The sequence below is a fragment of the Streptomyces cupreus genome (assembly GCF_014257025.1).
Classification (GTDB): Bacteria; Actinomycetota; Actinomycetes; order Streptomycetales; family Streptomycetaceae; genus Streptomyces; species Streptomyces cupreus.
Genome location: NZ_JACMSF010000013.1, coordinates 135,132 through 161,375, shown reverse-complemented (window position 1 = coordinate 161,375; position 26,244 = coordinate 135,132). Strand labels below are relative to the sequence as shown.

The window sequence follows — 26,244 nt, the reverse complement described above, 5'->3', positions numbered from 1 at the left end:
GCAAGGCTCTGGCCCGGGGAGCCAAGGCGCCCCATGGCGAACCCATCCCCAGCGGAGGGTGCATGGGTGAGGCGGACCGGATCGTGCGGGTTCCCTACGACTACGCCAAGGGTGTGGCGGCGGCCCGGACCGTCGACTTCGACGGGTTCAAGAAGTCACTCACCGCTCCGAGCGTGAAGAAGGCCTTCTCGGAGTGGTCGGCCTGTATGAAGGCCAAGGGCTACTCCTACCCCACCCCGCTGGCGGCCATGGGCAGTGCCGAGTTCTCCAAAGGGTCGATCTCCGACCATGAGCGTGCCGTGGCCCAGCGCGATGTGCGGTGCAAGGAGAAGGTGGATCTGATCCATCGCTGGAACGAAGCGGAGTCCGCGGTCCAGCGGAGCCTGATCAAGAAGAACCAGGCGGTTCTCGACCGGTTCCAAGAACTTCAGACCGCCAAAGTGGCTGCCGCTCGCAAGCTGCTCGACCCGGACGACTGAACAGGTCGGCCCGCGACCCGTACAGGGCCGCGGGCCGAACCCGTCGTGCGAGACGTCAGCTGGTCACCTTGACGTCCATGACCCGCCCGCGCCACTTGCCGTCGTCCGCCTGTATCGGCAGCTCGGTGAGCCACACCAGCAGATACCGGGAGTTGAGGTCCTTGCCGGGCTCGAGCGTCACCGTCGTGCCCGAACCCTCGGCAACCTTGGCGTAGCCCTCCAGGGACGTCGGCATCACACCGGTGTCGCCGGAAGCGGCACGGAGTTCGACGGACGTGCTCCCCTTGAATGTGACGGTCACCTTGCCGACCTGCTGGGCCTTGCCGAGGTCGAGGACGACTCCGACACCCGGCTTCAGGTTCCCGAGGTCGGCGCCCTCGTAATAGCTGGTCTCCCAGTACGACTTCGGGTCGGCGTCATAGACCTTGTACACGTTTTCCGGGTACTCGGTGCCGTCCTCGCCGTACGGGTCGAAGTCATGAGCGCTCTGGATGGCGATCGGCTTGCCGCTCGCCGGCTTCTTCGGGCTTTTGTCGTCCCCGTCCGTCGTCTGCGTCTGATTCGTGTCGTCGGACTTGTTGCCCTGGTCCATGAGGGCATCCGCCAGCTGCCAACTGCCAAGACCCAGCGCGGCGATGAGCAGCGCCGAGACGGCCCACTTCAGGGCCCGGCCCGTGCGGCTCTGGAGCGGGGGCGGCGGGGCAGGAACCGACTGGGGCGCGCCGGGGCGGGGGGCCTGGCGGCCGTACGTGCCCTGTTGGTACGTCGTGCGCTGGTACTCCGGCGGTGCGGTGAACGCCGGCTCCGGCGGGCGGATGCGCGGCATCTCGCTGATCGCCTTCACCAGCTCCTCCGGCGTCGTGCACGCGGACTCGTGGCGGGAGGCGGTCGCGCCGTCGTTGGCGAGCGCGCGCATGGACAGCTCGGACAGACCGCGGTGGACCCCGGCCCGCACCTGGTCGGGAGCGATCAGACCGACGTCCTTGGGCAGCCCGGACAGACCGTAGGCGTCGCTCTCGTACGGCCAGCGCTGGGTGAGCGCCGCGTACAGCAGGGCGCCGATCGATTCGGTGTCGGTGCGCTGCGGAGTGTCCGAACTGATCCCGCGCAGCGCGGCGTTGACGGCCAGTCCGCGGATGCGCCACTGGCCGGTCGACGTGCGCAGCACCGCGTTGGGGTTCAGCCGCAGATGGGCGAGGCCCTCCCGGTGCGCGGCCGCCATGGCCGCCGCGACCTGGGAGACCATCTGGTAGCCGTCGTACGGCTCCAGCGGCCCGGCGGACAGTAGCGTCGTCAGCTCGGTGGCGTCGGGCAGCCACTCGTGGACGACGTAGACGAGGTCGTTCTCCTCGACGGCGTCCAGCACCTGGACGAAGCGGGGGTCGCCGAGCAGCGCGGAGGAGCGGGCGGCCGCCAGCACGGAACGGGCCCGTGAATGGTCCGCGGGCAGGATGTGGACGCCGACGGCGCGCCGCAGCTTCTCGTCCACCGCACGCCAGCTGCTGAAACCGTCCAGACGGGTGACGCACTCCTCCAGCCGGTAGCGTCTGGCGAGCTTGTGGCCGCTGTGCAGTTCCGGTGGTGAGGCCTTCCCGGAACCCTCGGTCCCGCCACTCCCCTGTGCCTGGTCGGTGTCCGTGTCCCGCTCCCGATTCTTGACCACCCCGTCGGCCGTGGACTGGTCCGCCTGTGCGGTCAGCGACTCGTCGCCGCTGTTGTCTGCCACGTCGACGGCAGCCGTGCTCCGTTCCGCCACCGTCGCTCCTGCCTCCCCATCCATTGCGCGCTCTCAGACGCCGAAACCAATTGTGCCCACAGTCCGCCGCTATGCACGACACGCAGCGGCGGACGATGGTTGTGCGCTTACCCCCGCCTCAGCGCCCCAGACGCCCGCGGACCATTCCGACCAGTGAGTTCAGCTCCTCGATGCGCATCTTGCGGGCGAAGACGAAGAAGATCCCGAGCAGGACGGCGCCGCCGACGATCAGGGCCGCGAAGGAGCCCAGGACGCCCTGGCCGAGGCTCTGGGCGATGCCGTAGCAGGCCGCACCGCTGAGCAGCGCGGCCGGGATCGAGGCGATGCCGAGCCTCGCGTACGTCCGGATCACCCGTGCACCGTCCAGGTCGCCGCCCAGTTTCCTGCGCAGTCGGGCCCAGGCGACGCCGACGCCGATCGCGTAGGCCAGGCCGTACGAGGCGGCCATGCCGACGACGGCCCAGCGGGCCGGGATGACGAAGAAGCAGACGGCCGAGGCGATGGCGTTGACGGCCGCCACGATGACCGTGTTGTAGAAGGGGGTTCGGGTGTCCTCGTAGGCGTAGAAGGCACGAAGGACGACGTACTGCACGGAGTACGGGATGAGGCCGAGGCCGAAGGCCATCAGCATGTAGCCCATGTTGGTGGCCTCGCTGGTGCCCGAGGAGCCGAACATCAGCGTGCACATCGGGACGCCCAGGGCCAGGAACCCGAAGGCGATGGGGACGATCGCGACCGCCGTCGTCCGCAGGCCCTGGGAGATGTCGTCCCGGACGGCGCCGCGGTCGCCCTCGGCCGCCGAGCGGGAAAGACGCGGCAGCAGGGCGGCCATCAACGAGACGGTGATGATGGCCTGCGGCAGACCCCAGATCAGCTGGGCGTTGGCGTAGGCGGCGAAGCCGGTTCCGTCGACATCGGCGTTGACGCCGGCCGCGGTGGACAGCTGGGTGACGACGAGCGCACCCGCCTGGTTGGCCAGGACGAACAGGATCGTCCACTTGGCGAGCATCGCCGCCTTGCCGAGACCGTGGCCCTTCCAGTCGAAGCGCAATCGCAACCGGAAACCCGTCTCGCGCAGGTACGGGATCATCGCCAGGGCCTGCACGACCAGGCCGAGCAGCACGCCGACGCCGAGGAGCCGCTGGCCCTCCGGCGGGATGCTGGTGACCGCCATGCCCGAGTGCTCAGCGGTGCCGTACACCCAGAGGAACATCCCGAGCGTCACGATGATGACGATGTTGTTCAGGACCGGCGTCCACATCATCGCGCCGAACTTGCCGCGGGCGTTGAGGATCTGGCCCATCACCACGTGGACGCCCATGAAGAAGATCGAGGGCAGGAAGTAGCGGGTGAAGGTGACCGCCACGTCGTTGGCGGCGGGGTCGTTGGCGACCTTGGTCGACAGGGCGCTCACCAGGAGCGGCGCGGCGACCATCGCGAGCGTGGTGAGAGCGGCGAGCGCCACCATCACCAACGTCAGCAGACGGTTCGCGTACGCCTCGCCGCCGTCCTCGTCGTCCTTCATGGCGCGCACCAGCTGCGGCACGAAGACGGAGTTCAGGCCGCCGCCGACGGTCAGGATGTAGATCATCGTCGGCAGCTGGTAGGCGACCTGGAAGGTGTCGCCGAGCAGACCCACACCGAGCGCCGACACGATCATCGCCGACCGGATGAACCCGGTGAGCCGGGACACCATCGTGCCCGCCGCCATCACCGCGCTGGACTTCAGCAGGCCCGCGGCCTTCCCGCCCCTCTTCGCGGAAGCCGCTGGAGCCGCGGGAGCCGGAGTCGGTGAGGCCGGCGGTGGTACCGGTGCGGTGCCGAGGTTCATGGTCGCGTCGGCCGGGGGTGGGCCGGCCGGCTGCGGCTGCTGGTACTGCCCGGGCTCCGACGCAGGGCCCGGCACCGACGGCTGCTCGTACGGCGGGCGGACGCCGCCCTGCTGCTGGTCCCTGAACAGGTGGGCGAAGGCGTCGGGCTCGTGGCGTTCGTCGGCGGAGTGCGTGACCAGGTCGTCGACGCCCACGTACTGCGTGGTGCGCGGATCGTCGCCGTAGGGCAGGTACTGGCTGGCGCCGTCCGGCTCGGGGGCCGGGGTCTGGGCCCACACATTCGGGTCGGGGGCGTACGGCGACTGCTGGGGCTGGGCGTAGAGCGGCTGCTGCGGCGCGTACGAGCCCGGGGGCGGCGGGGGGTGCGCGGCGCGGTCGTAGAGCGCCTCGGCGACCGGGTCCTGGGCCGAGAGGTCCTGCGCCCGGTAGGGGTCCTGGTCGTAGGCGTCCTGGAGGTACATGTCCGCGGGCGGCTGCGGCGGCACCGGGCCATGCTCGGGCGGCGGGCCCTCGGGGTAGCCCGAGCTGCCCGCGCCCTGGCCGCGGGCACCGTCGTACGGCGCGTTCATGGTTACCCCACCTCATCGTCCCGGGCCCACCGGCCACGACATCCTCAACGGTCCACTCTCTCACCCGTGCCGGACGGGTCGGCGCTTTCCGCTGGGGTGTCCGGTGCCGGGTCACTCGGCTGCTCCGGGTCGTCTGCCCCGGCACCGGATCCGGACTCCTCCGTAGGACGGTCGTCGGGGCCCTCGGGGTTCTCCGGTCCGTCCGTGTTCTCGTCGGAGGTGTCGGGGCCGTTCTCCTCGACCGCCCGGGCGGCACGCTTGCGCTGCGTGTACATCCGGAAGCCGGCGAGGACGAGGAGGAGGAAGCCGCCGCCGATGACCAGCATCACGGTGGCGGTGAACTCGGTGACCTTCACGTCGAACTTGACCGGGTCACCGTACTTCTGCCCGTCCTCCGTGTAGAGCTGGGCGATCACCTCGGCCTGGCCGTTGGCCTCGGCGGAGGTGGTGAACTTCACCGTCTGGCTGTGCCCGCCGGAGACCGTGACCGGCTGCTCCTCATAGGCGTAGCCGCCGATCTTCAGGCGCCTCGGGCTCGTCGAGGTGAGCCGCAGCACCAGGTTGTCGACGCCCTGGACCAGGTTGTTCTGCACGGTCACGGGGATCGTGGCGCTGCGGCCGGAGAGCTTGGTCTCGGACTTCTCGATCAGGGTGACCTGGTCGGCCAGGGACTCCAGGTACGTCTCCACGTCGTTGCGGTACACGGCCGCCTCGGTGCCGCGGCCGCGCCACGACGTGGACATCCCGCGGTCCATGGCGCGACCGAAGGGGGTCACGACCCGGGACTCGTTGCTGAGGATGACCTTGAACTTGTCGAGCTTGTCCTGGGTGGCCGCGATCTGCTCGAAGGCCGACCGCTGGAGCTCCTGCTTGCGCAGCGCGGAGGGGTAGGCGGACGCCGACGGGACCTTGGTGGTGGCGTCCGGGTCCGGCTTGGCCGTGGCGGCCTCGGTGAGGTCCTGGGGCTCGGTCCAGCCGCCGCCCTGGAGGGCCGTCACCGCCTCCGCCAGCGCCCGGGCCTGGCCGGCCGTCGGCATGCGCTGCGGGGCGATGACGATGCTGCGCTGCTTGTCCGTCTGGAGGTTCAGCGCCAGGCTCTGGGCCAGGAACCGCTGGACGGCGAGCGTCGAGGTGGACGCCCTCGTCATGTCGCCCTGGAACGCCGTGGACAGCCGAGCGTCCGCGACCACCGCCGTCGTACCGCTGCCGATGGGGCGGGCCGCCGAGGGCGTGTAGGTGAGGCCCGCCGTCTCATCCAGGCTGTCGCTGCGCGCGATCACCTTGTCCGCACCTGCGGAGGTGGCGACCTTCACGATCGACGGGTCCACGGCGCCGTCCACCGGCCAGGCGAAGTCGGTGGTCGGCTCCACATGCAGGATCGACTCGACGGTGTCGGCGGCGACATCGGTCGCCTCCTTGAGGTGGCCCAGCGAGCCGGTGACGGCCGTGCCGTTGTGGGCGAGGGAGGCCAGGTCGGGGTCGGCGAAGGGCAGGGCGACGACCTCGTTGTCCGCCACCGCGTCCTGAAGCTCGGCGAGCCATTGCTTGGCGAGCTCCTGATCGGCGCGGGTACCGGCCGTGGTGGTGGTGCCGTCCTCGTCCTGGACGCGGTAGCTGCGGGTCATGGCGTCGACGGAGGCCAGCAGGTCCGGGTCGACCACCCAGGTCACGTCGAGGTCCTTGCCGAGGGAGACCATCTGCTCCAGGCGGCCGCCCGGCGCGAGCTCTTTGGCGAGGTCGTTGTCGCGGAAGACCGGCGTCTGCGACTCGTTCGACCCCGTCTGCGCCGTCATGTGGACGGTGGAGATCAGCGGCCACAGCACGGTCGTCTTCGTCTGTGTGTCGGGCCCGTCGGGCTGCCACGGCAGGAAGGTCCGCTGGATGCCGAGCACCTGGGGCCACGGCTGCGCGGCCGTCTGGCCGGACAGGGAGACCGCGAACTGGTAGATCCCGTTGCCGCCCAGGTCCAGCTCGTCGACCGGTACGGAGATGTCGAAGGACTCGGAGACGCCCGGAGTGAGCTTGGAGAACTTCTCGACGTACTTCCCGCCGACCGGCACCCCGTCGGTGCCCGGCTGGTGGCCGGTGGTCTTGGCGGCGGTGTCGATGCCGGAGCGGGTGTTCAGCTCCTGGCCGACGCGGAGGTCCACCTGGGCGTCGGTGACCGCCTGCTTGCCGTTGTTCGTCACGGTGCCGGACACGGTCAGCGTGTCGCCGTCCGTGGGGATGCTCGGGGTGAGGGAGTCCACGGAGACAGCGACCGTCTCGGAGGCGGTGGCGGCCTCGGCGGGGGACGCGGCGGGCAGCTGGAGAAGCCCCGCCAGCAGGGGGGCACCGGCGAGCAGTGCCCCGGTGCGCCGCAGCCACCGGCGGGCAGGTGAGGCACTCGTCCCCTGGAAGTCTGCCGCCTCGGCCACGCGCTCGCCCGTCCCTCGTCGTCGTCAGTGGTCGTCGGAATGTGCGTCCAGGCATGGTAACGATGCGCGCTGAGGGGAAGTGCCGCGGACTCCTCCACAAGATCGGCTCGTACCCCCGGGCTGTCCCCTATGTGCCCGTATGAAAGGGAGCGGGTCTGTGCACGTTAATGGGGGCGCAGGGGGCCGTTCCGGCCACGTACCCTCTTTTGTTGTGCCGAACGCCAAAGACAACCTCAGTGTCCTGAGTCAGGTGCAGCACCGCGCGGTGAGTGAACTGCTGCGGGTCGCGCCTGTCGCCGACGACCTCGCCCGCCGTTTCCAGGAGGCCGGGTTCTCACTCGCCCTGGTCGGCGGGTCGGTGCGGGACGCGTTGCTCGGCCGGCTCGGCAACGACCTCGACTTCACGACCGACGCCCGGCCCGAGGACATCCTGAAGGTCGTGCGCCCGTGGGCGGACTCCGTATGGGAGGTCGGGATCGCCTTCGGCACGGTGGGTGCTCAGAAGGACGGCTACCAGATCGAGGTCACCACCTACCGGTCCGAGGCGTACGACCGGACCTCGCGCAAGCCCGAGGTGTCGTACGGCGACTCCATCGAGCAGGATCTGGTCCGCCGTGACTTCACGGTGAACGCGATGGCCGTCGCGTTGCCGGAGAAGGAGTTCATCGACCCGCACGGCGGGCTCGGTGACCTCACGGAGCGTGTGCTGCGCACCCCGGGCACGCCCGAGGAGTCCTTCTCCGACGATCCGCTGCGGATGATGCGGGCCGCGCGTTTCGCGGCGCAGCTCGACTTCGAGGTGGCTCCCGAGGTCGTCACCGCCATGAAGGAGATGTCCGAGCGCATCGAGATCGTCTCGGCGGAGCGGGTGCGGGACGAGCTGAACAAGCTGATCCTCTCCGCCCACCCGCGCAAGGGTCTGTCCCTGCTCGTCGACACCGGTCTCGCCGATCGGATCCTGCCCGAGCTGCCGGCCCTGCGGCTGGAGAGTGACGAACACCACCGGCACAAGGACGTCTACGAGCACACGCTGATCGTCCTGGAGCAGGCGATGGCCCTGGAGGAGAGCGGTCCCGACCTGACCCTCCGCCTGGCCGCGCTGCTGCACGACATCGGCAAGCCGCGTACGCGGCGCTTCGAGAAGGACGGCCGGGTCTCGTTCCACCACCACGAGGTGGTCGGCGCGAAGATGACCAAGAAGCGCATGACGGCGCTGAAGTACTCCAACGAACTGGTGAAGGACGTCTCGCGGCTGGTCGAACTCCACCTGCGCTTCCACGGCTACGGCACCGGCGAGTGGACGGATTCCGCGGTCCGCCGCTATGTCCGGGACGCGGGACCGCTGCTCGACCGGCTGCACAAGCTGACCCGCTCGGACTGCACGACCCGCAACAAGCGCAAGGCGGCCGCGCTGTCCCGGGCGTACGACGGTCTGGAGGACCGGATCGCCCAGCTCCAGGAGCAGGAGGAGCTGGACGCGATCCGCCCGGACCTCGACGGCAACGACATCATGCAGATCCTCGGAGTCGGCCCGGGCCCGGTCATCGGCCGCGCCTACAAGCACATGCTGGAGCTGCGGCTGGAGAACGGCCCGATGGAACGCGACGCCGCGGTGACTGCCCTCAAGGAGTGGTGGGCCGAGGAGGAGCAGGGCTGAGGCTGTGAAACGGGGTCATGTTTCACGTGAAACATGACCCCGGACGCACCGAGGGGCGTTGTTTCACGTGAAACAACGCCCCTCTCGGCTGTCTGCTTACTTCTTGTAGTCCTTCAGGCAGAGCAGGAAGTCGCTGCCGTCACCGGACTCGGTGTAGACGTACTGGAAGTCCTTCGCCTTGGCCTCGCACTGCGTCTCGGCCGTGAGGCCGCTGAACGAGCCCTCAATCTTGGCCAGCACCTCGTACTGAGCGTCCGAGGAGCTGCACTCGACGACCTCAAGGTCCGGGTTGTTGTCGTCGGTGCTGCCCCGGTGCATACAGTCGCCCACAGCGGCCGCGGCCGCGTCGTCCTGGCTGGCTATGTAACCGCCGACAATCACGGAGACAACGGCGACGCCGATGACGATGTTCTTGATCGTCTTGAAGCTGAGCTTGCGGCGGGGCTGCTCCGGCGGGACCGGGGCGTACGGGGCCGCACCCTGCTGCGGGAAGCCCGGCTGCTGCGGGTACGGAGCCTGGCCCTCAGGCTGGGCATACGGGTTCTGGCCCTGAGCGAACGGGTTCTGGCCCTGGGGCGGCGGAGTGGTCACTTGGGGGTCCCCCTAAGAACATGGGTGAGTGACGCGAACGGAGCGCGCATAAGACCCACGTAAGTTATCGGGCCCCACTGACACACCAGTAGTCAGGAGGGGCTCTGTGGCACTGATGTGACACTTACTGGCGCTCAAAGCGGGCCATAGCAACAGCAACCGCTCCGTAGATAACGGCGACCGTTACCACCAGCGGTACCGAGCGGCCGTCCGGGGGCAGTATCAGGGCGGCGACTCCCGCGGCGCCGACGAAGGCGACGTTGAACAGGACGTCGTAGAAGGAGAAGACGCGGCCTCGGAAGCCGTCGTCGACCGAGGACTGGACGATGGTGTCCGTGGCGATCTTCGCGCCCTGGGTGGTCAACCCGAGGACGAACGCCGCGAAGAGCATGGGAACCGTGGCGAACGGCAGCCCCAGGGCCGGTTCCAGCACCGCCGCGACGCCGGCGCACACGACGATCCAGCGGCCGGGGCCGAGCCGCCGGGCCGCCCAGGGCGTCAGGACGGCCGCCGTGAAGAAGCCGGCGCCGGAGACGGCCAACGCCAGCCCCAGCAGCGCGAGTCCGTCGTCGGTGGTCGTGGAGAAGGAGTACCGGCACAGCATCAGCAGGATGACGAGCAGGGCGCCGTAGCAGAAGCGCATCAGGGTCATGGTGGCGAGCGCCCACACCGCCTCCCGGCGTGCGGGTGTGGCCAGATGACGTACCCCCGCCACCAGATCGCGCGCGGTGCCGGCGATCGCCGTCCGCAGTCCGGGCCGCACCAACTCCGGGTCAGGGCCCAGCAGATCGCGGGACATCCGCAGCGACGCCAGCGCCGCGCACAGGTACAGGGCCGCGCCGAGCAGCACCACCGCCGCGTCGGAGTCCGACACCAGCAGCCGTACGACGAAGGCGAGACCGCCGCCCACGGTCGCCGCGAGCGTTCCGGCCGTCGGGGACAGGGAGTTGGCCATCACCAGGCGCTCTTCGTCGACGACGCGCGGAAGAGCGGCGGACAGGCCGGACAGGACGAAGCGGTTGACGGCGGTGACGCACAGGGCGGAGACATAGAAGAGCCAGTCCGGGACGGGACTGAGCATCAGCACGGCCGTCGCCGTCGCCAACAGGGCGCGCAGCAGGCTGCCGTAGAGGAAGACCTGGCGGCGCTGCCAGCGGTCGAGGAGGATGCCGGCGAAGGGGCCGACGAGGGAGTACGGCAGGAGCAGGACCGCCATCGCGGAGGCGATCGCGGCGGCCGAGGTCTGCTTCTCGGGGGAGAAGACGACGTAGGTGGCGAGCGCGACCTGATAGACGCCGTCGGCGCCCTGGGAGAGCAGCCGGAGGGCGAGCAGACGCCTGAAATTACCGAAGCGCAGCAGTACGCGCAGGTCGCGGGCGACGGACATGGGGCTCAGCCTCACATACGGGAAGGTCCCCGGGCCGCATGACCCGGGGACCCTTCACGGCCCTGGCAGGAGCAGAATCGCGGAGCGGCTTTAGCGCTCGACCGTGCCCTGGATGAACTTCTCGACGTTCTCGCGGGCCTCGTCGTCGAAGTACTGGACCGGCGGGGACTTCATGAAGTAGCTCGACGCGGAGAGGATCGGGCCGCCGATGCCGCGGTCCTTGGCGATCTTCGCGGCGCGCAGGGCGTCGATGATGACACCCGCGGAGTTCGGGGAGTCCCAGACTTCGAGCTTGTACTCCAGGTTCAGCGGGACGTCACCGAACGCGCGGCCCTCCAGGCGGACGTAGGCCCACTTGCGGTCGTCGAGCCAGGCGACGTAGTCGGACGGGCCGATGTGGACGTTCTTCTCGCCGAGGTCCCGGTCGGGGATCTGGGAGGTGACGGCCTGCGTCTTGGAGATCTTCTTGGACTCCAGGCGCTCGCGCTCCAGCATGTTCTTGAAGTCCATGTTGCCGCCGACGTTCAGCTGCATCGTGCGGTCCAGGATGACGCCCCGGTCCTCGAACAGCTTCGCCATGACGCGGTGCGTGATGGTCGCGCCGACCTGCGACTTGATGTCGTCACCGACGATCGGGACGCCGGCCTCGGTGAACTTGTCCGCCCACTCCTTGGTGCCGGCGATGAAGACCGGGAGGGCGTTGACGAAGGCGACCTTGGCGTCGATGGCGCACTGGGCGTAGAACTTCGCCGCGTCCTCGGAGCCGACGGGGAGGTAGCAGACCAGAACGTCGACCTGCTTGTCCTTCAGGACCTGGACGACGTCGACCGGGGCCTCGGCGGACTCCTCGATGGTCTCGCGGTAGTACTTGCCGAGACCGTCGAGGGTGTGGCCGCGCTGGACGGTCACGCCGCTGTTCGGCACGTCGCAGATCTTGATGGTGTTGTTCTCGGAGGCGCCGATGGCATCCGCGAGGTCGAGGCCGACCTTCTTCGCGTCGACATCGAACGCGGCGACGAACTCCACGTCACGGACGTGGTAGTCGCCGAACTGGACGTGCATCAGGCCCGGGACCTTGGACGCCGGGTCGGCGTCCTTGTAGTACTCGACGCCCTGCACCAGCGACGCGGCGCAGTTGCCCACGCCGACGACGGCTACGCGAACCGAACCCATTCCGGTTGCTCCCTGTGTGTACGAGTGAGGCCCTGGCTGGGCGCTCACGTGGCGGTGTCGTCGGGCGTATCCGTCGCGGGGGTGTCCCCGGGACGGGGCAGGCCGCCCGTCGATCCATTGGTGGTGTCCTGCTGAGCGGACCCCCCGGAGCCGGAACCCTTCAGGTCCCGTCCGGCCCGCTCGCTCTCGATGAGCTCGTTCAGCCAGCGCACTTCGCGCTCCACGGACTCCATCCCGTGGCGCTGGAGCTCAAGCGTGTAGTCGTCGAGGCGCTCCCTGGTGCGCGCCAGCGAGGCGCGCATCTTCTCCAGACGCTCCTCCAGGCGGCTGCGGCGGCCCTCCAGCACGCGCATGCGGACGTCGCGCGAGGTCTGCCCGAAGAAGGCGAAACGAGCGGCGAAGTGCTCGTCCTCGTACGCGTCGGGGCCGGTCTGGGAGAGGAGGTCCTCGAAGTGTTCCTTACCTTCCGCCGTCAACCTGTAGACGATCTTGGCGCGGCGGCCGGCCAGGGTCGCCGCGAGGGCGTCCTCGGGGGCGTTCCCCGGCTCTTCGATCAACCAGCCGTTGGCGACCAGCGTCTTGAGGCAGGGGTAGAGGGTCCCGTAGCTGAACGCACGGAACACACCCAGTGACGTATTGAGTCGTTTGCGCAGCTCATAGCCGTGCATCGGGGACTCGCGGAGCAGGCCGAGGACGGCGAACTCAAGGATCCCGGAACGTCGGCTCATCCTCTCGCCTCCTCGCCTTATCTCGCGCTGATGTATCGACTCGATACATCACGACGATAGAACGGCCTTCCGCATGCGACAAGAGGGAGGATGGTGAACGGGATCACATCACTGATTCATGGGAGGCGAGTTGCCTGATTTGGGGGGAACTTCGGGGCTAGGCGGGTTTTGACGGTGCGTAGTCTGTGCGCCATGCACACCACCGGGAACCAAGTGACGTCTGGGGGCGTCGTCGTCCTCGGTGCAGTACGGGTGAATGCGGTACCGACCACATCCGTACTTCGGGGGGACCGGAAACCTGCCGCCGTTTCCAGGCGCGTCACACGGGTGCGCCTGCCCGAGGAGTAGTCGTTCGATGAGCGAGCACCGTCGCAAACCGCCGCAGCCGCAGGAAGGCGGACGTGCCGCGGCCCGACGCGGCCAGTCCGGCTCGTCCTCCGGCCGCCGCGCGGCACCGCGAGGCGCCACCGGATCTCCCGCCGACTCCTATGGGACGAGTTCCCATGGGTCGGAGTCGTATGGTCCGGGTGGTGAGGAGCGTCCGTACGGCGGCCGCGCCGAAGCCCGGCGTGCGGCCCAGAGAAGCGGGGGCGGCCGCCGTAGAGCGGCCGAGCCGGGCCGGGGCGGCCGGCGCGGTGCTCCCGGCGGGCCGACCGGTCCCGGGCGGGGCCGCGGGCGGGCCACCGGTCCCGTCAAGAAGCGGTTCATCGACTATCCGCGCGCGGGCAAGTACGGCTGGCGCCGCTGGGTGCCGTCCTGGAAGCTCGTGTCCGGGCTGTGCATCGGTTTCTTCGGCAGCCTGGTGGCCATCGCCGGCATCGGTTACGCGATGGTGGGCGTCCCCGACGTGGCCAAGACCGCCAAGGCGCAGAACAACGTCTTCTACTGGTCCGACGGCTCCGAGATGGTCGCCACGGGTGGCGAGACCAACCGCCAGATCGTCAAGCTGGACCAGATCCCCGAGGAGATGCGCAACGCGGTCATCTCCCAGGAGAACAAGACCTTCATGACCGACAGCGGCATCGACCCCAAGGGCATCGCCCGCGCCGTGTTCAACATGGCACGGGGCGGCGAGACGCAGGGTGGCTCGACGATCACCCAGCAGTTCGTCAAGAACGCGATGCTGGACGATCAGTCGCAGACGTTGACCCGTAAGTTCCAGGAGATCTTCGTCTCGGTCAAGGTGGGCGCCAAGTTCTCCAAGGACCAGATCATGGAGGGCTATCTGAACTCCGCGTACTACGGCCGCGGTGCCTATGGCATCCAGGCGGCCTCGCGGGCGTACTTCAACAAGGACTCGGTCGACCTGAGCCCCGGGCAGTGTGCCTTCCTGGCGGCCATGCTCAAGGGCGCCACCTATTACGACCCGGCGGGCGCGACCTCCGTCGACGCGGCCGCGACGCCCGAGGCCAACAGCCGACGGGCCAAGATCCAGATGCAGGACACGCTGGACAAGATGGTCGAGTACGGCCACCTCGACGCCACCACGCGGGACAAGTACAGGGAGCTTCCGGCGGTCCAGAACCCTCGGTCGAACACCGCGCTGAGCGGCCAGGTCGGCTATCTCGTCGACCTCGCCAAGGCATACGTGATCAACAACACGAACATCACCGCCGACGACCTCCAGCAGGGCGGCTACTCGATCTACACGACCTTCGACAAGAAGAAGGTCAAGGCGCTGGAAGCCGCGGTCAAGAAGGTCGAGAAGGAGAACATCGACCCCAAGAAGCGCCCGAAGACGGACAAGCACGTCCAGTTCGGCGGGGCTTCGGTGGACCCGGAGACGGGGGCCATCAGGGCGATCTACGGCGGTGCGGACGCGACCAAGCACTTCACCAACAACGCCGACGTGACCGGCGCCCAGGTCGGCTCGACGTTCAAGCCGTTCGTTCTCGCGGCCGCCATGAAGTGGGGTGTCCGGGATCCCGAGGGCGTCCCGGAGCAGGCACAGGACGAGCGGACCAAGGTGTCCCCGAAGAGCCTGTACAGCGGCAAGAACGACCTCAAGATCAAGAACTACGACGGGACGGTCTGGCAGGACGACAAGGGCAAGGAGTGGCTCCAGGCCAACGACGGCGACCAGTCGCTCGGTGACCCGCCGAACTACCAGGTCGACCTGCGGACCGCGATGCAGTTCTCGGCGAACTCGGCCTTCGTGCAGCTCGGTATGGACGTCGGTCTGGACAAGGTGCAGGAGGCCGCCACCGACGCGGGCCTCTTGAAGGAGAGCCTGACGGGCACCACTTTCCCGTCCTTCTCCATCGGTATCTCCGAGCCCAGCGCGATCCGTATGGCGGGCTCGTACGCCACCTTCGCGGCCAGCGGTAAGCAGCGTGCCCCGTACTCCGTCACCGAGGTCAAGAGCGCGGACGGCACGGTCTACACGCACGAGGACGAGACGAAGCAGGCCTTCACCGCTCAGGTGGCCGACAACGTCACCGACGTCCTCAAGACCGTGGTCGAGAAGGGTACGGGTACCAACGCCCAGCTCACCGGCCGTGAGGTCGCCGGCAAGACCGGTACGACCGACGGCAACAAGTCGGCCTGGTTCGTCGGGTACACCCCGCAACTGTCCACCGCGATCAGCATGTTCCGGTACCCGGACGACGAGACCATCAAGAACCGCAAGTTCCTGAAGATGTACGGCACGGGTGGCGAGCAGTCGATCCACGGTGCCTCGTTCCCGGCCGAGATCTGGCACGACTACATGGAGCAGGCACTGAAGGGAGAGCCGGCGAAGGACTTCCCGACCCCGGAGCCCATCGGCAAGGTCATCAACGACGTTCCGAGCCCGACCGCGACGCCCACGCCCACGGAGACGGAGGAGGAGGAGAGCCCGACGCCGACTCCGACGCCCAGCAAGACCCACGGCAATCCGAAGCCCACGGAGTCCGAGCCGGAATGCGGCTTCTTCGGCTGCGAGGAGACGACCGGCGGGACCGACAGCGGTGGTACGGACGGGGGGGTGACCACATCACCCACGCCCACGGAATCCAGCGATACCAGCAATGGCAATGGCAACGGCAATGGAGGCCTCTTCGGAGGAGAGGACTCGACCGGCTAGCCCTGGCTGACCCGACAGGCCGGGAATCCGGTGGGCGTCCGGTTGGGCGCCATATCGCCCAGCGCGGGTGTTTCACGTGAAACATAGGCCGCCGCACCTACCAGGTGCGGCGGCCCTCGGCGTGTTCCCAGGCGCGTACGGCAGGATGTGCCCCATGCCCAGTGCAGAGACGACGCAATCGAGCGTGCACGAGCCTGACCCGGTGCGGCCCACCAAGGACGACGAGGTGGCCCGCAGCGGCAGTGAGCTGATCGGCGGCCCCATCGGACGGCGTGCCCTGCTGGGGACGTCTTGGTGGACCCCGGTGCGGGTCATCGCGCTCGTGGCGATCGGTATGTTCGCCCTCGGCATGGTCCAGAAGGCGCCCTGCTACAACGGGGCCTGGTTCGTCGGCGCCAGCTCGCAGTACACACACGCCTGCTACTCCGACATCCCCCACCTCTACCAGGGGCGCGGCTTCGCCGACGGCCTCGTGCCGTACTTCGACAAGCTCTCCGGCGACATGGAGTACCTGGAGTACCCGGTGCTGACCGGTGTGTTCATGGAGGTGGCCTCCTGGCTCACACCGGGCAGCGGCAGCATCCAGGACCAGGAGCAGTGGTACTGGATGGTCAACGCGGGGATGCTGATGGCCTGCGCGGCCGTCATCGCCGTCTGTGTGACCCGCACGCACGCCCGGCGTCCCTGGGACGGACTGCTGGTCGCGCTGGCACCGGCCTTCGCGCTCACCGCGACCATCAACTGGGACCTGCTGGCCGTCGCTCTGACGGCCGCAGCGATGCTGATGTGGTCGCGGGGCCGTCCCCTCGCCTTCGGTGTCCTCCTGGGGCTCGCCACGGCCGCCAAGCTCTATCCCGCCCTGCTGCTGGGCGCGCTGTTCGTGCTGTGCTGGCGTGCGGGCAAATGGCGGGACTTCGGCAAGGCGCTGGGCGGCACGGCCGTCGCCTGGGTGATCGTGAACGGCCCGGTGATGCTCCTCGCCTTCGACGGCTGGTCGAAGTTCTACACGTTCAGCCAGAAGCGGGGCGTCGACTTCGGGTCCTTCTGGCTGATCCTGGCCCAGAACTCCGACGACCCGCTGAGCACCGACACAGTCAACACGCTGGCCACACTCCTGATGCTGCTGTGCTGCGCCGGTGTCGCCGCGCTCACGCTGACCGCCCCGCGCCGGCCGCGCTTCGCCCAGCTCGCGTTCCTGATCGTCGCGGCGTTCATCCTCACCAACAAGGTCTACTCGCCGCAGTACGTCCTGTGGCTGATCCCGCTGGCCGCGCTGGCCCGGCCCAAGTGGCGGGACTTCCTGATCTGGCAGGCCTGCGAGGTGGCTTACTTCCTGGGGATCTGGATGTACCTCGCGTACACGACCAGCGGAGACGCCCACAAGGGGCTGCCGACCGACGGCTACCACTGGGCCATCGGCGTGCATCTGCTGGGCACGCTCTACCTGTGCGCCGTGATCGTCCGCGACATCCTCATGCCGGAGCGGGACGTGGTGCGCCGGACGGGCGACGACGATCCCTCGGGCGGGGTGCTCGACGGGGCGGAGGACGTCTTCGTGCTCGGGGCCGCGGCCCATCCGCCCAAGCACGCGGCCCACTTCGACGGGCCGCAGGTGGAGTGGGGCAGTCCGGGGGCGGGCGATCGTTCGCTCTGAGCGAACACCGTCCCGGGAGGCCTGGGACGAAGGAGTGCGGGACATGCGAAAGGCCGTGCGCGGGAAAACCCGTGCACGGCCTTTGTGTTGGGCTGGGGAGGATGTCAGCGGTCGACGATGCGGTCGAACTGCGTGGTGGTGTGGCGCAGATGGGCCACCAGCTCGTCGCCGACCTTCGGCTCCGGGGCGTCCGCAGGGACGAACAGGATGGAGACCTGCATGTGCGGCGGCTCGGCGAACCAGCGCTGCTTGCCGCCCCAGACGAACGGAGAAAGGTTCCGGTTCACGGTGGCGAGTCCGGCGCGGGCGACGCCCTTGGCGCGCGGCATGACGCCGTGCAGCGCCTTGGGGGCCTCCAGACCCACCCCGTGCGACGTTCCGCCCGCCACGACCACCAGGAAGCCGTCGGAGGCCGCTTTCTGCTGCCGGTAGCCGAAACGGTCGCCCTTGGCGACGCGCGTGACGTCGAGGACGGCGCCGCTGTACTCCGTGGCCTCGTGGTCCCCCAGCCACAGCCGGGTGCCGATGCGGGCGCGGAAGCGGGTCTGCGGGAACTGCTGCTGGAGCCGGGCGAGTTCATCGGCCTTGAGGTGGCTGACGAACATCGTGTGCAACGGCAGCCGGGCGGCGCGCAGGCGGTCCATCCAGCCGATGACCTCCTCGACGGCGTCCGAGCCGTCGGTGCGGTCCAGCGGCAGGTGGATGGCGAAGCCCTCCAGGCGGACGTTCTCTATGGCGGAGTGCAACTGCGGCAGGTCCTGCTCGCTCACGCCGTGCCGCTTCATCGAGGACATCACCTCGATGACCACCCGGGCCCCCACGAGGCCGTACACGCCGTCGATCGAGGACACCGAGCGGATGACCCGGTCGGGCAGCGGCACCGGCTCCTCGCCGCGCCGGTACGGCGTCAGCACCAGCAGGTCACCGCCGAACCAGTCCTTGATGCGCGCGGCCTCGTACGTCGTGCCCACGGCGAGGACGTCGGCGCCGAGCCGCGTGGCCTCCTCCGCCAGCCGCTCGTGCCCGAAGCCGTAGCCGTTGCCCTTGCAGACCGGGACGAGGCCCGGGAACTGCTCCTGCACGTGCTTGTGGTGCGCCCGCCAGCGCGCGGTGTCGACGTAGAGCGTGAGCGCCATGGCCGGACCTGGAACCTTTCTGGTGGCTGCGGTGTATCAGAGGTATGGAAGCTATCGAAGCAAATGCCTGTGGCTCAGCGGCGCGACATGTAGATGTCGAGCGCCTTGTGGAGCAGCTTGTTCAGCGGGAAGTCCCACTCGCCGAGGTACTCGGCGGCCTGGCCGCCGGTGCCCACCTTGAACTGGATCAGGCCGAAGAGGTGGTCGGACTCGTCCAGCGAGTCGGAGATGCCCCGCAGGTCGTAGACGGTCGCGCCGAGCGCGTAGGCGTCGCGCAGCATCCGCCACTGCATCGCGTTCGAGGGCCGGACCTCACGGCCGATGTTGTCGGAGGCGCCGTAGGAGTACCAGACGTGTCCACCGACGATCAGCATCGTCGCCGCGGACAGGTTCACGCCGTTGTGCCGGGCGAAGTAGAGCCGCATGCGGTTGGGGTCCTCGGTGTTGAGGGCCGTCCACATGCGCTGGAAGTACCCCAGCGGGCGGGGCCGGAAGTGGTCGCGCACGGCCGTGATCTCGTACAGCCGCTGCCATTCCTCAAGGTCGTGGTAGCCGCCCTGGACGACCTCGACACCGGCCTTCTCGGCCTTCTTGATGTTGCGGCGCCACAGCTGGTTGAAGTTCTTGTGCACCTCTTCCAGCGAGCGGTTGGCGAGCGGCACCTGGTAGACGTAGCGGGGCTGTACGTCGCCGAAGCCGGCCCCGCCGTCCTCGCCCTGCTGCCAGCCCATACGACGCAGCTTGTCGGCGACCTCGAAGGCGCGCGGCTCGATGAAGTCGGCCTCGATGTCGCGCAGTCGCTTCACGTCGGGGTTCTGGATGCCGGCCTTGATGGAGCCCGCCTCCCAGCGCCGGATGATCACCGGCGGGCCCATCTTCACGGAGAAGGCGCCCTGCTGCTTGAGGTGCGCGAGCATCGGTTCCAGCCAGTCCGTCAGATTCGGCGCGAACCAGTTGATGACCGGGCCCTCGGGCAGATAGGCGAGGTAGCGCTTGATCTTGGGCAGCTGGCGGTAGAGCACCAGGCCCGCGCCGACCATCTCACCGGTCCGGTCGTCGAACCACCCGAGGTTCTCGGAGCGCCACTCCGCCTTGACATCGGCCCAGGCCGGAACCTGCATGTGGCTCGCCGCCGGCAGGCTCTGGATGTACGCCAGATGCTGCTCGCGACTGATCGTCCTCAGGGTCAGGCTCATTCGGGGCGCTCCTCGGGCTGGTGTGTCCCCATGGGTTCAGGGGCTCCGGCTCTCGCGCCGAAGCCTACTGCGCCTCGCGAGCGGCCCGACTGGGCATACGGCAGCTTCGCCCCGGCCTGTGGGCCGCCGGGGCGATCGGTGGCGGTGTCGGAGGAGTCCGAGGACGGTGTCTATGGCATCAGCCGACGACCCCGCCGAAGAGCCCACCGTGCGCCATGCCCAGGAAGAAGCCGACGCCCGCGGCGCCCAGGCCCAGGATCAGGCCGAAGCGCTCCCGCGTCGTCTCCGAGACCCACTGGCCGTAGGCACCGGTGGCGATCCCCACCAGGCCGGTCCAGGAGCTGAGCAGATGCAGGTCGTGGAACATCGCCGTGACGAAAGACGTGATGCCCAGCACCAGGGTCACCGCGAGCAGGGTGTCCTGGAGCGGGTGGGACTTTCCGTCCGTGGCGAAGAGGCCTCCGACGGTGTTGGGTCGCATTGCTTGTGCCATGAGGGCACCTCCTGCGGAAGGCGGCGCATCGTAGCGCCATACACACCCGATGTATCCAGATTGTCGGCGCTCACGGCCGGATTTCAACCGGAAGCGGGTGTGCGGGTACTCTGTACCGTCTGCACCGGTGTCTGCCCACGTCACGGCCGGGAATCCCGAGAGGGACCCCGATTGTCAGTTGTGGCCGATACCGTTGCGTACGCATCACAACCCTCCTGCCACGGAACGACCGTGGCCGTTGAGTCCAAAGGAGGTGGGTTCCACATGCGTCACTACGAGGTGATGGTCATCCTCGACCCCGATCTGGAGGAGCGCGCTGTCGCCCCCCTGATCGAGAACTTCCTCTCCGTCGTCCGTGAGGGCAACGGCAAGGTCGAGAAGGTCGACACCTGGGGCCGTCGTCGTCTCGCGTACGAGATCAAGAAGAAGCCCGAGGGCATCTACTCGGTCATCGACCTGCAGGCCGAGCCTGCGGTCGTCAAGGAGCTCGACCGCCAGATGAACCTGAACGAGTCGGTCCTCCGGACCAAGGTCCTCCGCCCCGAGACCCACTGAGCTCTCCCGCTCAGCTGATCTCGGGATTTCGAGTAGCAGCACAAGCAGCCAGCAGCAAACCCGCCGAGAGGTTCCCCCAATGGCAGGCGAGACCGTCATCACGGTCGTCGGCAATCTTGTCGATGACCCCGAGCTGCGCTTCACCCCTTCCGGTGCGGCGGTCGCGAAGTTCCGTGTCGCGTCCACTCCCCGCACCTTCGACCGTCAGACCAATGAGTGGAAGGACGGCGAGAGCCTCTTCCTGACCTGCTCGGTCTGGCGTCAGGCGGCGGAGAACGTCGCCGAATCGCTCCAGCGAGGCATGCGCGTCATCGTGCAGGGCCGGCTGAAGCAGCGGTCCTACGAGGACCGTGAGGGCGTCAAGCGCACGGTCTACGAGCTGGACGTCGAGGAAGTCGGCGCCAGCCTGCGCAGCGCCACGGCCAAGGTCACCAAGACCGCCGGCCGCGGTGGCCAGGGCGGTGGCTTCGGTGGCGGTGGCGGCCAGGGTGGCGGCGGCTGGGGCGGTGGCCCCGGCGGCGGTCAGCAGGGCGGCGGCGCTCCGGCCGACGACCCGTGGGCGACCGGCGCTCCCGCCGGTGGCCAGCAGGGCGGCGGTGGCGGCGGCTGGGGTGGAAACTCCGGCGGCAGCGGTGGCGGCTACTCGGACGAGCCCCCCTTCTAGGCCCTCGGGCCGAGGGTGGGTCGTACCCACACTTCTTGATCACACAGGAGATACACCATGGCGAAGCCGCCTGTGCGCAAGCCGAAGAAGAAGGTCTGCGCTTTCTGCAAGGACAAGGTCACGTACGTGGACTACAAGGACACGAACATGCTGCGGAAGTTCATTTCCGACCGCGGCAAGATCCGTGCCCGCCGCGTGACCGGCAACTGCACGCAGCACCAGCGTGACGTCGCCACGGCCGTGAAGAACAGCCGTGAGATGGCGCTGCTGCCCTACACCTCCACCGCGCGATAAGGGAAGGGTGACCGACACATGAAGATCATCCTCACCCACGAGGTCTCCGGCCTCGGTGCCGCGGGCGACGTCGTCGACGTCAAGGACGGTTACGCTCGCAACTACCTGATCCCGCGGAACTTCGCGATCCGTTGGACCAAGGGTGGCGAGAAGGACGTCGAGCAGATCCGTCGTGCTCGCAAGATCCACGAGATCCAGACCATCGAGCAGGCCAACGCTGTGAAGGCCCAGCTTGAGGGCGTCAAGGTCCGCCTGGCCGTCCGCTCCGGTGACGCCGGTCGTCTCTTCGGTTCCGTCACCCCGGCCGACATCGCTTCCGCGATCAAGGCTTCCGGTGGCCCCGAGGTCGACAAGCGCCGCATCGAGCTCGGCGCGCCGATCAAGACTCTGGGCGCCCACGAGACGTCCGTGCGTCTGCACCCCGAGGTTGCCGCCAAGGTCAACATCGAGGTCGTCGCGGCCTGATCGCTGCGCTCGGCTTGAAGAGCTGAGAGAAGGGGCCGTGCCCGTGGGGTGCGGCCCCTTCTTCGTGCCTGGGGCCATGTTTCACGTGAAACGTCGGTTTCACGTGAAACAGTCAGCGCGTCGCGCCCGTCACGATCCATCGGCCGGAGCGGGCGCGGAGCCAGAGCGTCAGCATCCGTACCGTCATCATCAGCGTCATCGCCCCCCAGACCGCGGTGAGTCCACCGCCGAGGACCGGGACGAGCAGGGCGACCGGAGTGAACACGGCCAGGGTGAGCACCATGGCCCAGGCCAGATACGGGCCGTCGCCCGCGCCCATCAGGACGCCGTCCAGGACGAACACCACGCCGCAGATCGGCTGGGAGAGCGCCACCATGAGCAGAGCGGGCAGCGCGGCGTCCTTCACGACCGGGTCGCTGGTGAACAGCGGCAGGAACAGGGGCCGGGCGATCACCACGAGCAGGGCCAGGACGACACCTGCCGCGATGCCCCACTCCACCATGCGGCGACAGGCGGCGCGGGCGCCCTCGGCGTCGTCAGCGCCGAGATAGCGGCCGATGATCGCCTGCCCTGCAATGGCTATCGCGTCGAGGGCGAAGGCGAGCAGGCTCCAGAGGGACAGGATGATCTGGTGGGCCGCGATATCGGCGTCTCCGAGGTGGGCGGCGACCGCAGTGGCGATCATCAGGATGGCCCGCAGCGAAAGCGTCCGCACCAGCAGCGGCACACCGGCCTGGGCGGAGGCCCGGATCCCGGCCGCGTCGGGGCGCAGGGAGGCCTGGTGCTCGCGGGCTCCGCGAACGACGACCACGAGATAGGCGGCCGCCATGCCGCACTGGGCGATGACGGTGCCCCAGGCGGATCCGGCGATCCCGAGGTCGGCGCCGTAGACGAGGCCGAGGTTGAGGACGGCGTTGGTGACGAAGCCCGCGATGGCGACGTACAGCGGTGTTCGGGTGTCCTGGAGTCCGCGCAGGACGCCGGTGGCGGCGAGGACGACGAGCATCGCCGGTATGCCGAGTGCGGAGATCCGGAGATAGGTGGTCGCGTACGGGGCTGCAGTGTCGGAGGCGCCGAAGAGTTCCACGAGGAACGGTGCCGTGGGCAGCACGACCGCGATGACGCCGGCGCCGAGGATGAGGGCCAGCCAGATGCCGTCCATGCCCTGGCGGATGGCGGCCTGGAGGTCACCGGCGCCGACGCGTCGGGCGACGGCCGCGGTGGTGGCGTAGGCCAGGAAGACGAAGACGCTCACGGCCGTCATGAGGAGCGCGGAGGCGACGCCGAGGCCGGCGAGCTGGGCGGTGCCGAGGTGGCCGACGATCGCGCTGTCGACCATGACGAAGAGGGGCTCGGCGACGAGTGCGCCGAAGGCCGGGACGGCCAGCGCGATGATCTCTCGATCGTGCTGGCGGCGGATGGCCTTGGGGGTCGCGGGAGCCTGTGTCATGAGCACCAATCTAATCGTCCACAGGTAAGAGATGCAATCAGAGAATGACCCTTACTGTTCGTCTCGGGGTGTGTGCTCTCGCGCACCGTTCGAAGTGATCTTGGGCCGACTGGGGAAGTTTTTCTTCTGCACAGCCGGTGGATGGGAAACATGCAGCTCAGAGGCGGTGCTTGGGAAATCGGCGCGGCTTGTTCACAGGGCTGTCCACCGGGTCGTGCACAGGTTTTGCGGAGTTCTCCACAGCATCCGGGCCGTCGTCCACATGGCCTGTGGATAACCAGATTGGCTGACGGTGCCGAGGGGCCTACCGTGGTCCGGCGCCCGCTCCGTCCGTCGGTCGAGAAAACGACACAAAACCGACGAGCAAGAACCGGAGTTGGGCCTCTTAGTTGTCAGTGGCGTGCCGTAGAAATGAGGGGCACGCGAGGTCCGCTCGGCGGACGGGAGGAGGTGGCTCGGTGAGCATTTCCGAGCCCTTGGACGACCCGTGGGCCGACAGCGGGCCCAGTGATCGTCTGCCTGCCTCCCGCCGCCGCGGTGACGGGGGCCGGGGCCGGGACGAGCAGCACGACCGCGGCCGGGAGAGCGGCGAGTGGGACGGTGGCGGTTCGGCCTTCGAGCGGGTGCCGCCCCAGGACCTGGACGCAGAGCAGTCCGTCCTCGGGGGCATGCTCCTGTCCAAGGACGCCATCGCGGACGTGGTCGAGGTCCTCAAGGGCCATGACTTCTACAAGCCCGCGCACGAGACAATCTTCCAGGCGATCCTCGACGTCTATGCCAAGGGCGAGCCTGCCGACCCCATCACCATCGCCGCCGAGCTCACCAAGCGCGGCGAGATCAACAAGGTCGGTGGCGCCTCGTATCTGCACACCCTCGTCCAGACGGTGCCGACCGCGGCGAACGCCGAGTACTACGCGGAGATCGTCCACGAGCGCGCCGTGCTCCGCCGCCTGGTCGAGGCCGGAACCCGCATCACCCAGATGGGATACGCGGCCGACGACGACGTCGATGAGATCGTCAACCGCGCCCAGGCCGAGATCTACGCGGTCACCGAGCAGCGCACCAGCGAGGACTATCTGCCGCTCGGCGACATCATGGAGGGCGCGCTCGACGAGATCGAGGCGATCGGCTCGCGTACCGGCGAGATGACCGGTGTGCCCACCGGGTTCACGGACCTCGACTCGCTCACCAACGGCCTGCACCCGGGTCAGATGATCGTCATCGCGGCCCGTCCCGCCATGGGTAAGTCAACGCTCGCGCTGGACTTCGCGCGGGCGGCGTCGATCAAACACAACCTGGCGAGCGTCATCTTCTCCCTCGAAATGGGGCGCAACGAGATCGCGATGCGTCTGCTGTCCGCCGAGGCCCGCGTGGCCCTGCACCACATGCGCTCCGGCACCATGACGGACGAGGACTGGACCCGACTGGCGCGCCGGATGCCCGAGGTCTCGGCCGCACCGCTCTACATCGACGACTCCCCGAACCTGTCGATGATGGAGATCCGTGCCAAATGCCGCCGGCTGAAGCAGCGCAACGACATCAAGCTCGTGATCATCGACTATCTGCAGCTGATGCAGTCCGGCGGTTCCAAGCGCTCTGAGAGCCGTCAGCAGGAGGTCTCGGACATGTCCCGTAACCTCAAGCTGCTGGCCAAGGAGCTGGAGGTCCCGGTGATCGCGCTCTCGCAGCTCAACCGTGGACCCGAGCAGCGCACGGACAAGAAGCCGATGGTGTCCGACCTGCGTGAGTCCGGCTCCATCGAGCAGGACGCCGACATGGTGATCCTGCTGCACCGCGAGGACGCCTACGAGAAGGAGTCCCCGCGTGCCGGCGAGGCGGACATCATCGTGGGCAAGCACCGTAACGGTCCGACGGCGACGATCACGGTGGCCTTCCAGGGCCACTACTCACGCTTCGTCGACATGGCGCAGACCTGATCCGTCCGCATGTAGGGTCTCAAATCTCGCGGCACAAACTCATCTCCGATGGCAAAACACCCATCCAAGCCGTGAGACCGCGGGAAGCTGCTCAGCGCCTCGTCTCGTACCTGGTCAGGACCACGCCGCCGGGAAACGTTCGCGTCTCCACCAGGTTCAGGTTCACCCAGCTGTCCAGCGCGGTGAAGAACGGCGTGCCGCCGCCCACCAGGACCGGATGGGCGGCGATCACGTACTCGTCGATCAGCCCGGCGCGCATGGCCGCCCCGGCGAGCGTTGCGCCGCCGATGTTCATTGGGCCGCCGTCCTCGGCCTTGAGCCGGGTGATCTCGGCGATCGCGTCGCCGGTGACCAGGCGGGTGTTCCAGTCGACCTTGTCGATCGTCGAGGAGAACACCACCTTCGGCGTGTCCCGCCAGTTCCGCGCGAACTCGATCTCCGCCGGGGTGGCGTTGGGCTGCTGGTCGCCGGTCGGCCAGTAGGAGCTCATCGTCTCCCACAGCTTGCGCCCATACAGCGACAGGCCACTCGCCTGCTCGTGGTCGAGCCACCACTGGAACAGCTCGTGGCTCGGCGGTCCGCTCCAGCCGATGTCGTCGCCGGCCGCGGCGATGTAGCCGTCCAGGGTCAGGTTCATGCCGTAGATCAGTTTCCGCATGGCCCAGCCTTCCGTCCGTGGGTGTCCGGCGTATAGACCAGCGCGGCGCGGGAAACACATCGGTGCGCGATCTGGGCTCGCCGGTAGTC

At 68.5% G+C, this 26,244-nt stretch carries 20 protein-coding genes and 1 pseudogene; 9 read left to right on the top strand and 12 right to left on the bottom strand.

The window, feature by feature from the left end:
* A pseudogene (locus tag H4N64_RS15090) lies at positions 1 to 479 on the top strand (hypothetical protein); the annotation flags it as partial.
* Positions 480 to 534: 55 nt separating this feature from the next.
* On the opposite strand, the gene H4N64_RS15085 reads toward H4N64_RS15090, so the two are convergent.
* From H4N64_RS15085 to H4N64_RS15075, 3 genes are all read right to left on the bottom strand, one after another.
* The gene (locus H4N64_RS15085) at positions 535 to 2,235 is read right to left on the bottom strand and encodes a protein kinase family protein (RefSeq protein WP_186282809.1); all 1,701 of its coding nucleotides are present in this window, start codon (positions 2,233 to 2,235) and stop codon (positions 535 to 537) included.
* Between the two features lie 118 nt (positions 2,236 to 2,353).
* The gene (gene murJ, locus H4N64_RS15080; RefSeq protein WP_186282808.1) at positions 2,354 to 4,636 is read right to left on the bottom strand and encodes a murein biosynthesis integral membrane protein MurJ; all 2,283 of its coding nucleotides are present in this window, start codon (positions 4,634 to 4,636) and stop codon (positions 2,354 to 2,356) included.
* A 44-nt stretch (positions 4,637 to 4,680) separates the two neighbouring features.
* Positions 4,681 to 7,053 (bottom strand): DUF6049 family protein, encoded by a 2,373-nt coding sequence (locus tag H4N64_RS15075; RefSeq protein WP_186282807.1) that lies wholly within the window; start codon positions 7,051 to 7,053, stop codon positions 4,681 to 4,683.
* 211 nt (positions 7,054 to 7,264) lie between these two features.
* On the opposite strand from H4N64_RS15075, the gene H4N64_RS15070 reads away from it, so the two are divergent.
* Entirely contained in the window at positions 7,265 to 8,710 is a 1,446-nt protein-coding gene (locus H4N64_RS15070) for a CCA tRNA nucleotidyltransferase (RefSeq protein ID WP_186282806.1), read from the top strand.
* A 96-nt stretch (positions 8,711 to 8,806) separates the two neighbouring features.
* Here H4N64_RS15070 and H4N64_RS15065 read toward each other — a convergent pair whose 3' ends face one another.
* The 4 genes from H4N64_RS15065 to H4N64_RS15050 all read right to left on the bottom strand — a co-directional run bounded on the left by H4N64_RS15065 (position 8,807) and on the right by H4N64_RS15050 (position 12,589).
* Entirely contained in the window at positions 8,807 to 9,301 is a 495-nt protein-coding gene (locus H4N64_RS15065) for an LppU/SCO3897 family protein (RefSeq protein WP_186282805.1), read from the bottom strand.
* Positions 9,302 to 9,425: 124 nt separating this feature from the next.
* Positions 9,426 to 10,688 carry an MFS transporter gene (locus H4N64_RS15060; RefSeq protein WP_186282804.1) on the bottom strand — a complete coding sequence of 421 codons (1,263 nt, stop codon included), beginning with the start codon at positions 10,686 to 10,688 and terminating at the stop codon, positions 9,426 to 9,428.
* Positions 10,689 to 10,778: 90 nt separating this feature from the next.
* The gene (locus H4N64_RS15055; RefSeq protein WP_186282803.1) at positions 10,779 to 11,861 is read right to left on the bottom strand and encodes an inositol-3-phosphate synthase; all 1,083 of its coding nucleotides are present in this window, start codon (positions 11,859 to 11,861) and stop codon (positions 10,779 to 10,781) included.
* Positions 11,862 to 11,905: 44 nt separating this feature from the next.
* Entirely contained in the window at positions 11,906 to 12,589 is a 684-nt protein-coding gene (locus H4N64_RS15050) for a PadR family transcriptional regulator (protein WP_186282802.1), read from the bottom strand.
* A gap of 355 nt (positions 12,590 to 12,944) precedes the next feature.
* Between H4N64_RS15050 and H4N64_RS15045 the strand changes: the two genes are divergently transcribed.
* Together H4N64_RS15045 and H4N64_RS15040 are read left to right on the top strand one after the other, a co-directional pair.
* Entirely contained in the window at positions 12,945 to 15,653 is a 2,709-nt protein-coding gene (locus H4N64_RS15045) for a transglycosylase domain-containing protein (RefSeq protein WP_186282801.1), read from the top strand.
* A gap of 145 nt (positions 15,654 to 15,798) precedes the next feature.
* Complete coding sequence (locus tag H4N64_RS15040) at positions 15,799 to 17,307, top strand: glycosyltransferase family 87 protein (protein WP_186282817.1); 1,509 nt, start codon at positions 15,799 to 15,801, stop codon at positions 17,305 to 17,307.
* 104 nt (positions 17,308 to 17,411) lie between these two features.
* Here H4N64_RS15040 and H4N64_RS15035 read toward each other — a convergent pair whose 3' ends face one another.
* The 3 genes from H4N64_RS15035 to H4N64_RS15025 form a co-directional block, all read right to left on the bottom strand.
* Positions 17,412 to 18,443, bottom strand: coding sequence for an alanine racemase (locus H4N64_RS15035; RefSeq protein ID WP_186282800.1), 1,032 nt, complete (start codon positions 18,441 to 18,443; stop codon positions 17,412 to 17,414).
* 74 nt (positions 18,444 to 18,517) lie between these two features.
* On the bottom strand, positions 18,518 to 19,639 hold the full coding sequence (femX, locus tag H4N64_RS15030; protein ID WP_015659275.1) for a peptidoglycan bridge formation glycyltransferase FemX: 1,122 nt from the start codon (positions 19,637 to 19,639) through the stop codon (positions 18,518 to 18,520).
* 178 nt (positions 19,640 to 19,817) lie between these two features.
* Complete coding sequence (locus tag H4N64_RS15025; RefSeq protein ID WP_186282799.1) at positions 19,818 to 20,132, bottom strand: hypothetical protein; 315 nt, start codon at positions 20,130 to 20,132, stop codon at positions 19,818 to 19,820.
* Positions 20,133 to 20,396: 264 nt separating this feature from the next.
* Here H4N64_RS15025 and rpsF point away from each other — a divergent pair, with 264 nt between their 5' ends.
* The 4 genes from rpsF (at position 20,397) to rplI (ending at position 22,110) form a co-directional block, all read left to right on the top strand.
* Positions 20,397 to 20,687: a 30S ribosomal protein S6 gene (rpsF, locus tag H4N64_RS15020; protein ID WP_003956532.1), complete on the top strand. Its 291-nt coding sequence runs from the start codon at positions 20,397 to 20,399 to the stop codon at positions 20,685 to 20,687.
* A gap of 79 nt (positions 20,688 to 20,766) precedes the next feature.
* On the top strand, positions 20,767 to 21,351 hold the full coding sequence (locus tag H4N64_RS15015) for a single-stranded DNA-binding protein (RefSeq protein WP_186282798.1): 585 nt from the start codon (positions 20,767 to 20,769) through the stop codon (positions 21,349 to 21,351).
* Between the two features lie 57 nt (positions 21,352 to 21,408).
* Complete coding sequence (gene rpsR / locus H4N64_RS15010) at positions 21,409 to 21,645, top strand: 30S ribosomal protein S18 (protein ID WP_003949403.1); 237 nt, start codon at positions 21,409 to 21,411, stop codon at positions 21,643 to 21,645.
* A gap of 18 nt (positions 21,646 to 21,663) precedes the next feature.
* Positions 21,664 to 22,110, top strand: a complete 447-nt coding sequence (gene rplI / locus H4N64_RS15005; RefSeq protein WP_095756004.1) for a 50S ribosomal protein L9 — start codon at positions 21,664 to 21,666, stop codon at positions 22,108 to 22,110.
* A 112-nt stretch (positions 22,111 to 22,222) separates the two neighbouring features.
* On the opposite strand, the gene H4N64_RS15000 is transcribed toward rplI, so the two are convergent.
* The gene (locus H4N64_RS15000; RefSeq protein WP_418896267.1) at positions 22,223 to 23,569 is read right to left on the bottom strand and encodes an MATE family efflux transporter; all 1,347 of its coding nucleotides are present in this window, start codon (positions 23,567 to 23,569) and stop codon (positions 22,223 to 22,225) included.
* Between the two features lie 449 nt (positions 23,570 to 24,018).
* Between H4N64_RS15000 and dnaB the strand changes: the two genes are divergently transcribed.
* On the top strand, positions 24,019 to 25,497 hold the full coding sequence (gene dnaB, locus H4N64_RS14995) for a replicative DNA helicase (RefSeq protein WP_186282796.1): 1,479 nt from the start codon (positions 24,019 to 24,021) through the stop codon (positions 25,495 to 25,497).
* 91 nt (positions 25,498 to 25,588) lie between these two features.
* On the opposite strand, the gene H4N64_RS14990 is transcribed toward dnaB, so the two are convergent.
* Entirely contained in the window at positions 25,589 to 26,155 is a 567-nt protein-coding gene (locus tag H4N64_RS14990; RefSeq protein WP_138906991.1) for a dihydrofolate reductase family protein, read from the bottom strand.
* Positions 26,156 to 26,244: the final 89 nt, after the last annotated feature.

Bases quoted from the DNA above. Each gene is read 5' to 3' on its own strand.
- H4N64_RS15050 (WP_186282802.1), bottom strand. From the start codon at position 12,589: ATGAGCCGACGTTCCGGGATCCTTGAGTTCGCCGTCCTCGGCCTGCTC.
- murJ (WP_186282808.1), bottom strand. From the start codon at position 4,636: ATGAACGCGCCGTACGACGGTGCCCGCGGCCAGGGCGCGGGCAGCTCG.
- H4N64_RS15025 (WP_186282799.1), bottom strand. From the start codon at position 20,132: ATGGCACAAGCAATGCGACCCAACACCGTCGGAGGCCTCTTCGCCACG.
- rplI (WP_095756004.1), top strand. From the start codon at position 21,664: ATGAAGATCATCCTCACCCACGAGGTCTCCGGCCTCGGTGCCGCGGGC.
- H4N64_RS15045 (WP_186282801.1), top strand. From the start codon at position 12,945: ATGAGCGAGCACCGTCGCAAACCGCCGCAGCCGCAGGAAGGCGGACGT.
- H4N64_RS15015 (WP_186282798.1), top strand. From the start codon at position 20,767: ATGGCAGGCGAGACCGTCATCACGGTCGTCGGCAATCTTGTCGATGAC.
- H4N64_RS15055 (WP_186282803.1), bottom strand. From the start codon at position 11,861: ATGGGTTCGGTTCGCGTAGCCGTCGTCGGCGTGGGCAACTGCGCCGCG.
- rpsF (WP_003956532.1), top strand. From the start codon at position 20,397: ATGCGTCACTACGAGGTGATGGTCATCCTCGACCCCGATCTGGAGGAG.
- H4N64_RS14990 (WP_138906991.1), bottom strand. From the start codon at position 26,155: ATGCGGAAACTGATCTACGGCATGAACCTGACCCTGGACGGCTACATC.
- femX (WP_015659275.1), bottom strand. From the start codon at position 19,639: ATGAGCCTGACCCTGAGGACGATCAGTCGCGAGCAGCATCTGGCGTAC.
- H4N64_RS15035 (WP_186282800.1), bottom strand. From the start codon at position 18,443: ATGGCGCTCACGCTCTACGTCGACACCGCGCGCTGGCGGGCGCACCAC.
- rpsR (WP_003949403.1), top strand. From the start codon at position 21,409: ATGGCGAAGCCGCCTGTGCGCAAGCCGAAGAAGAAGGTCTGCGCTTTC.
- H4N64_RS15060 (WP_186282804.1), bottom strand. From the start codon at position 10,688: ATGTCCGTCGCCCGCGACCTGCGCGTACTGCTGCGCTTCGGTAATTTC.
- H4N64_RS15040 (WP_186282817.1), top strand. From the start codon at position 15,799: ATGTGCCCCATGCCCAGTGCAGAGACGACGCAATCGAGCGTGCACGAG.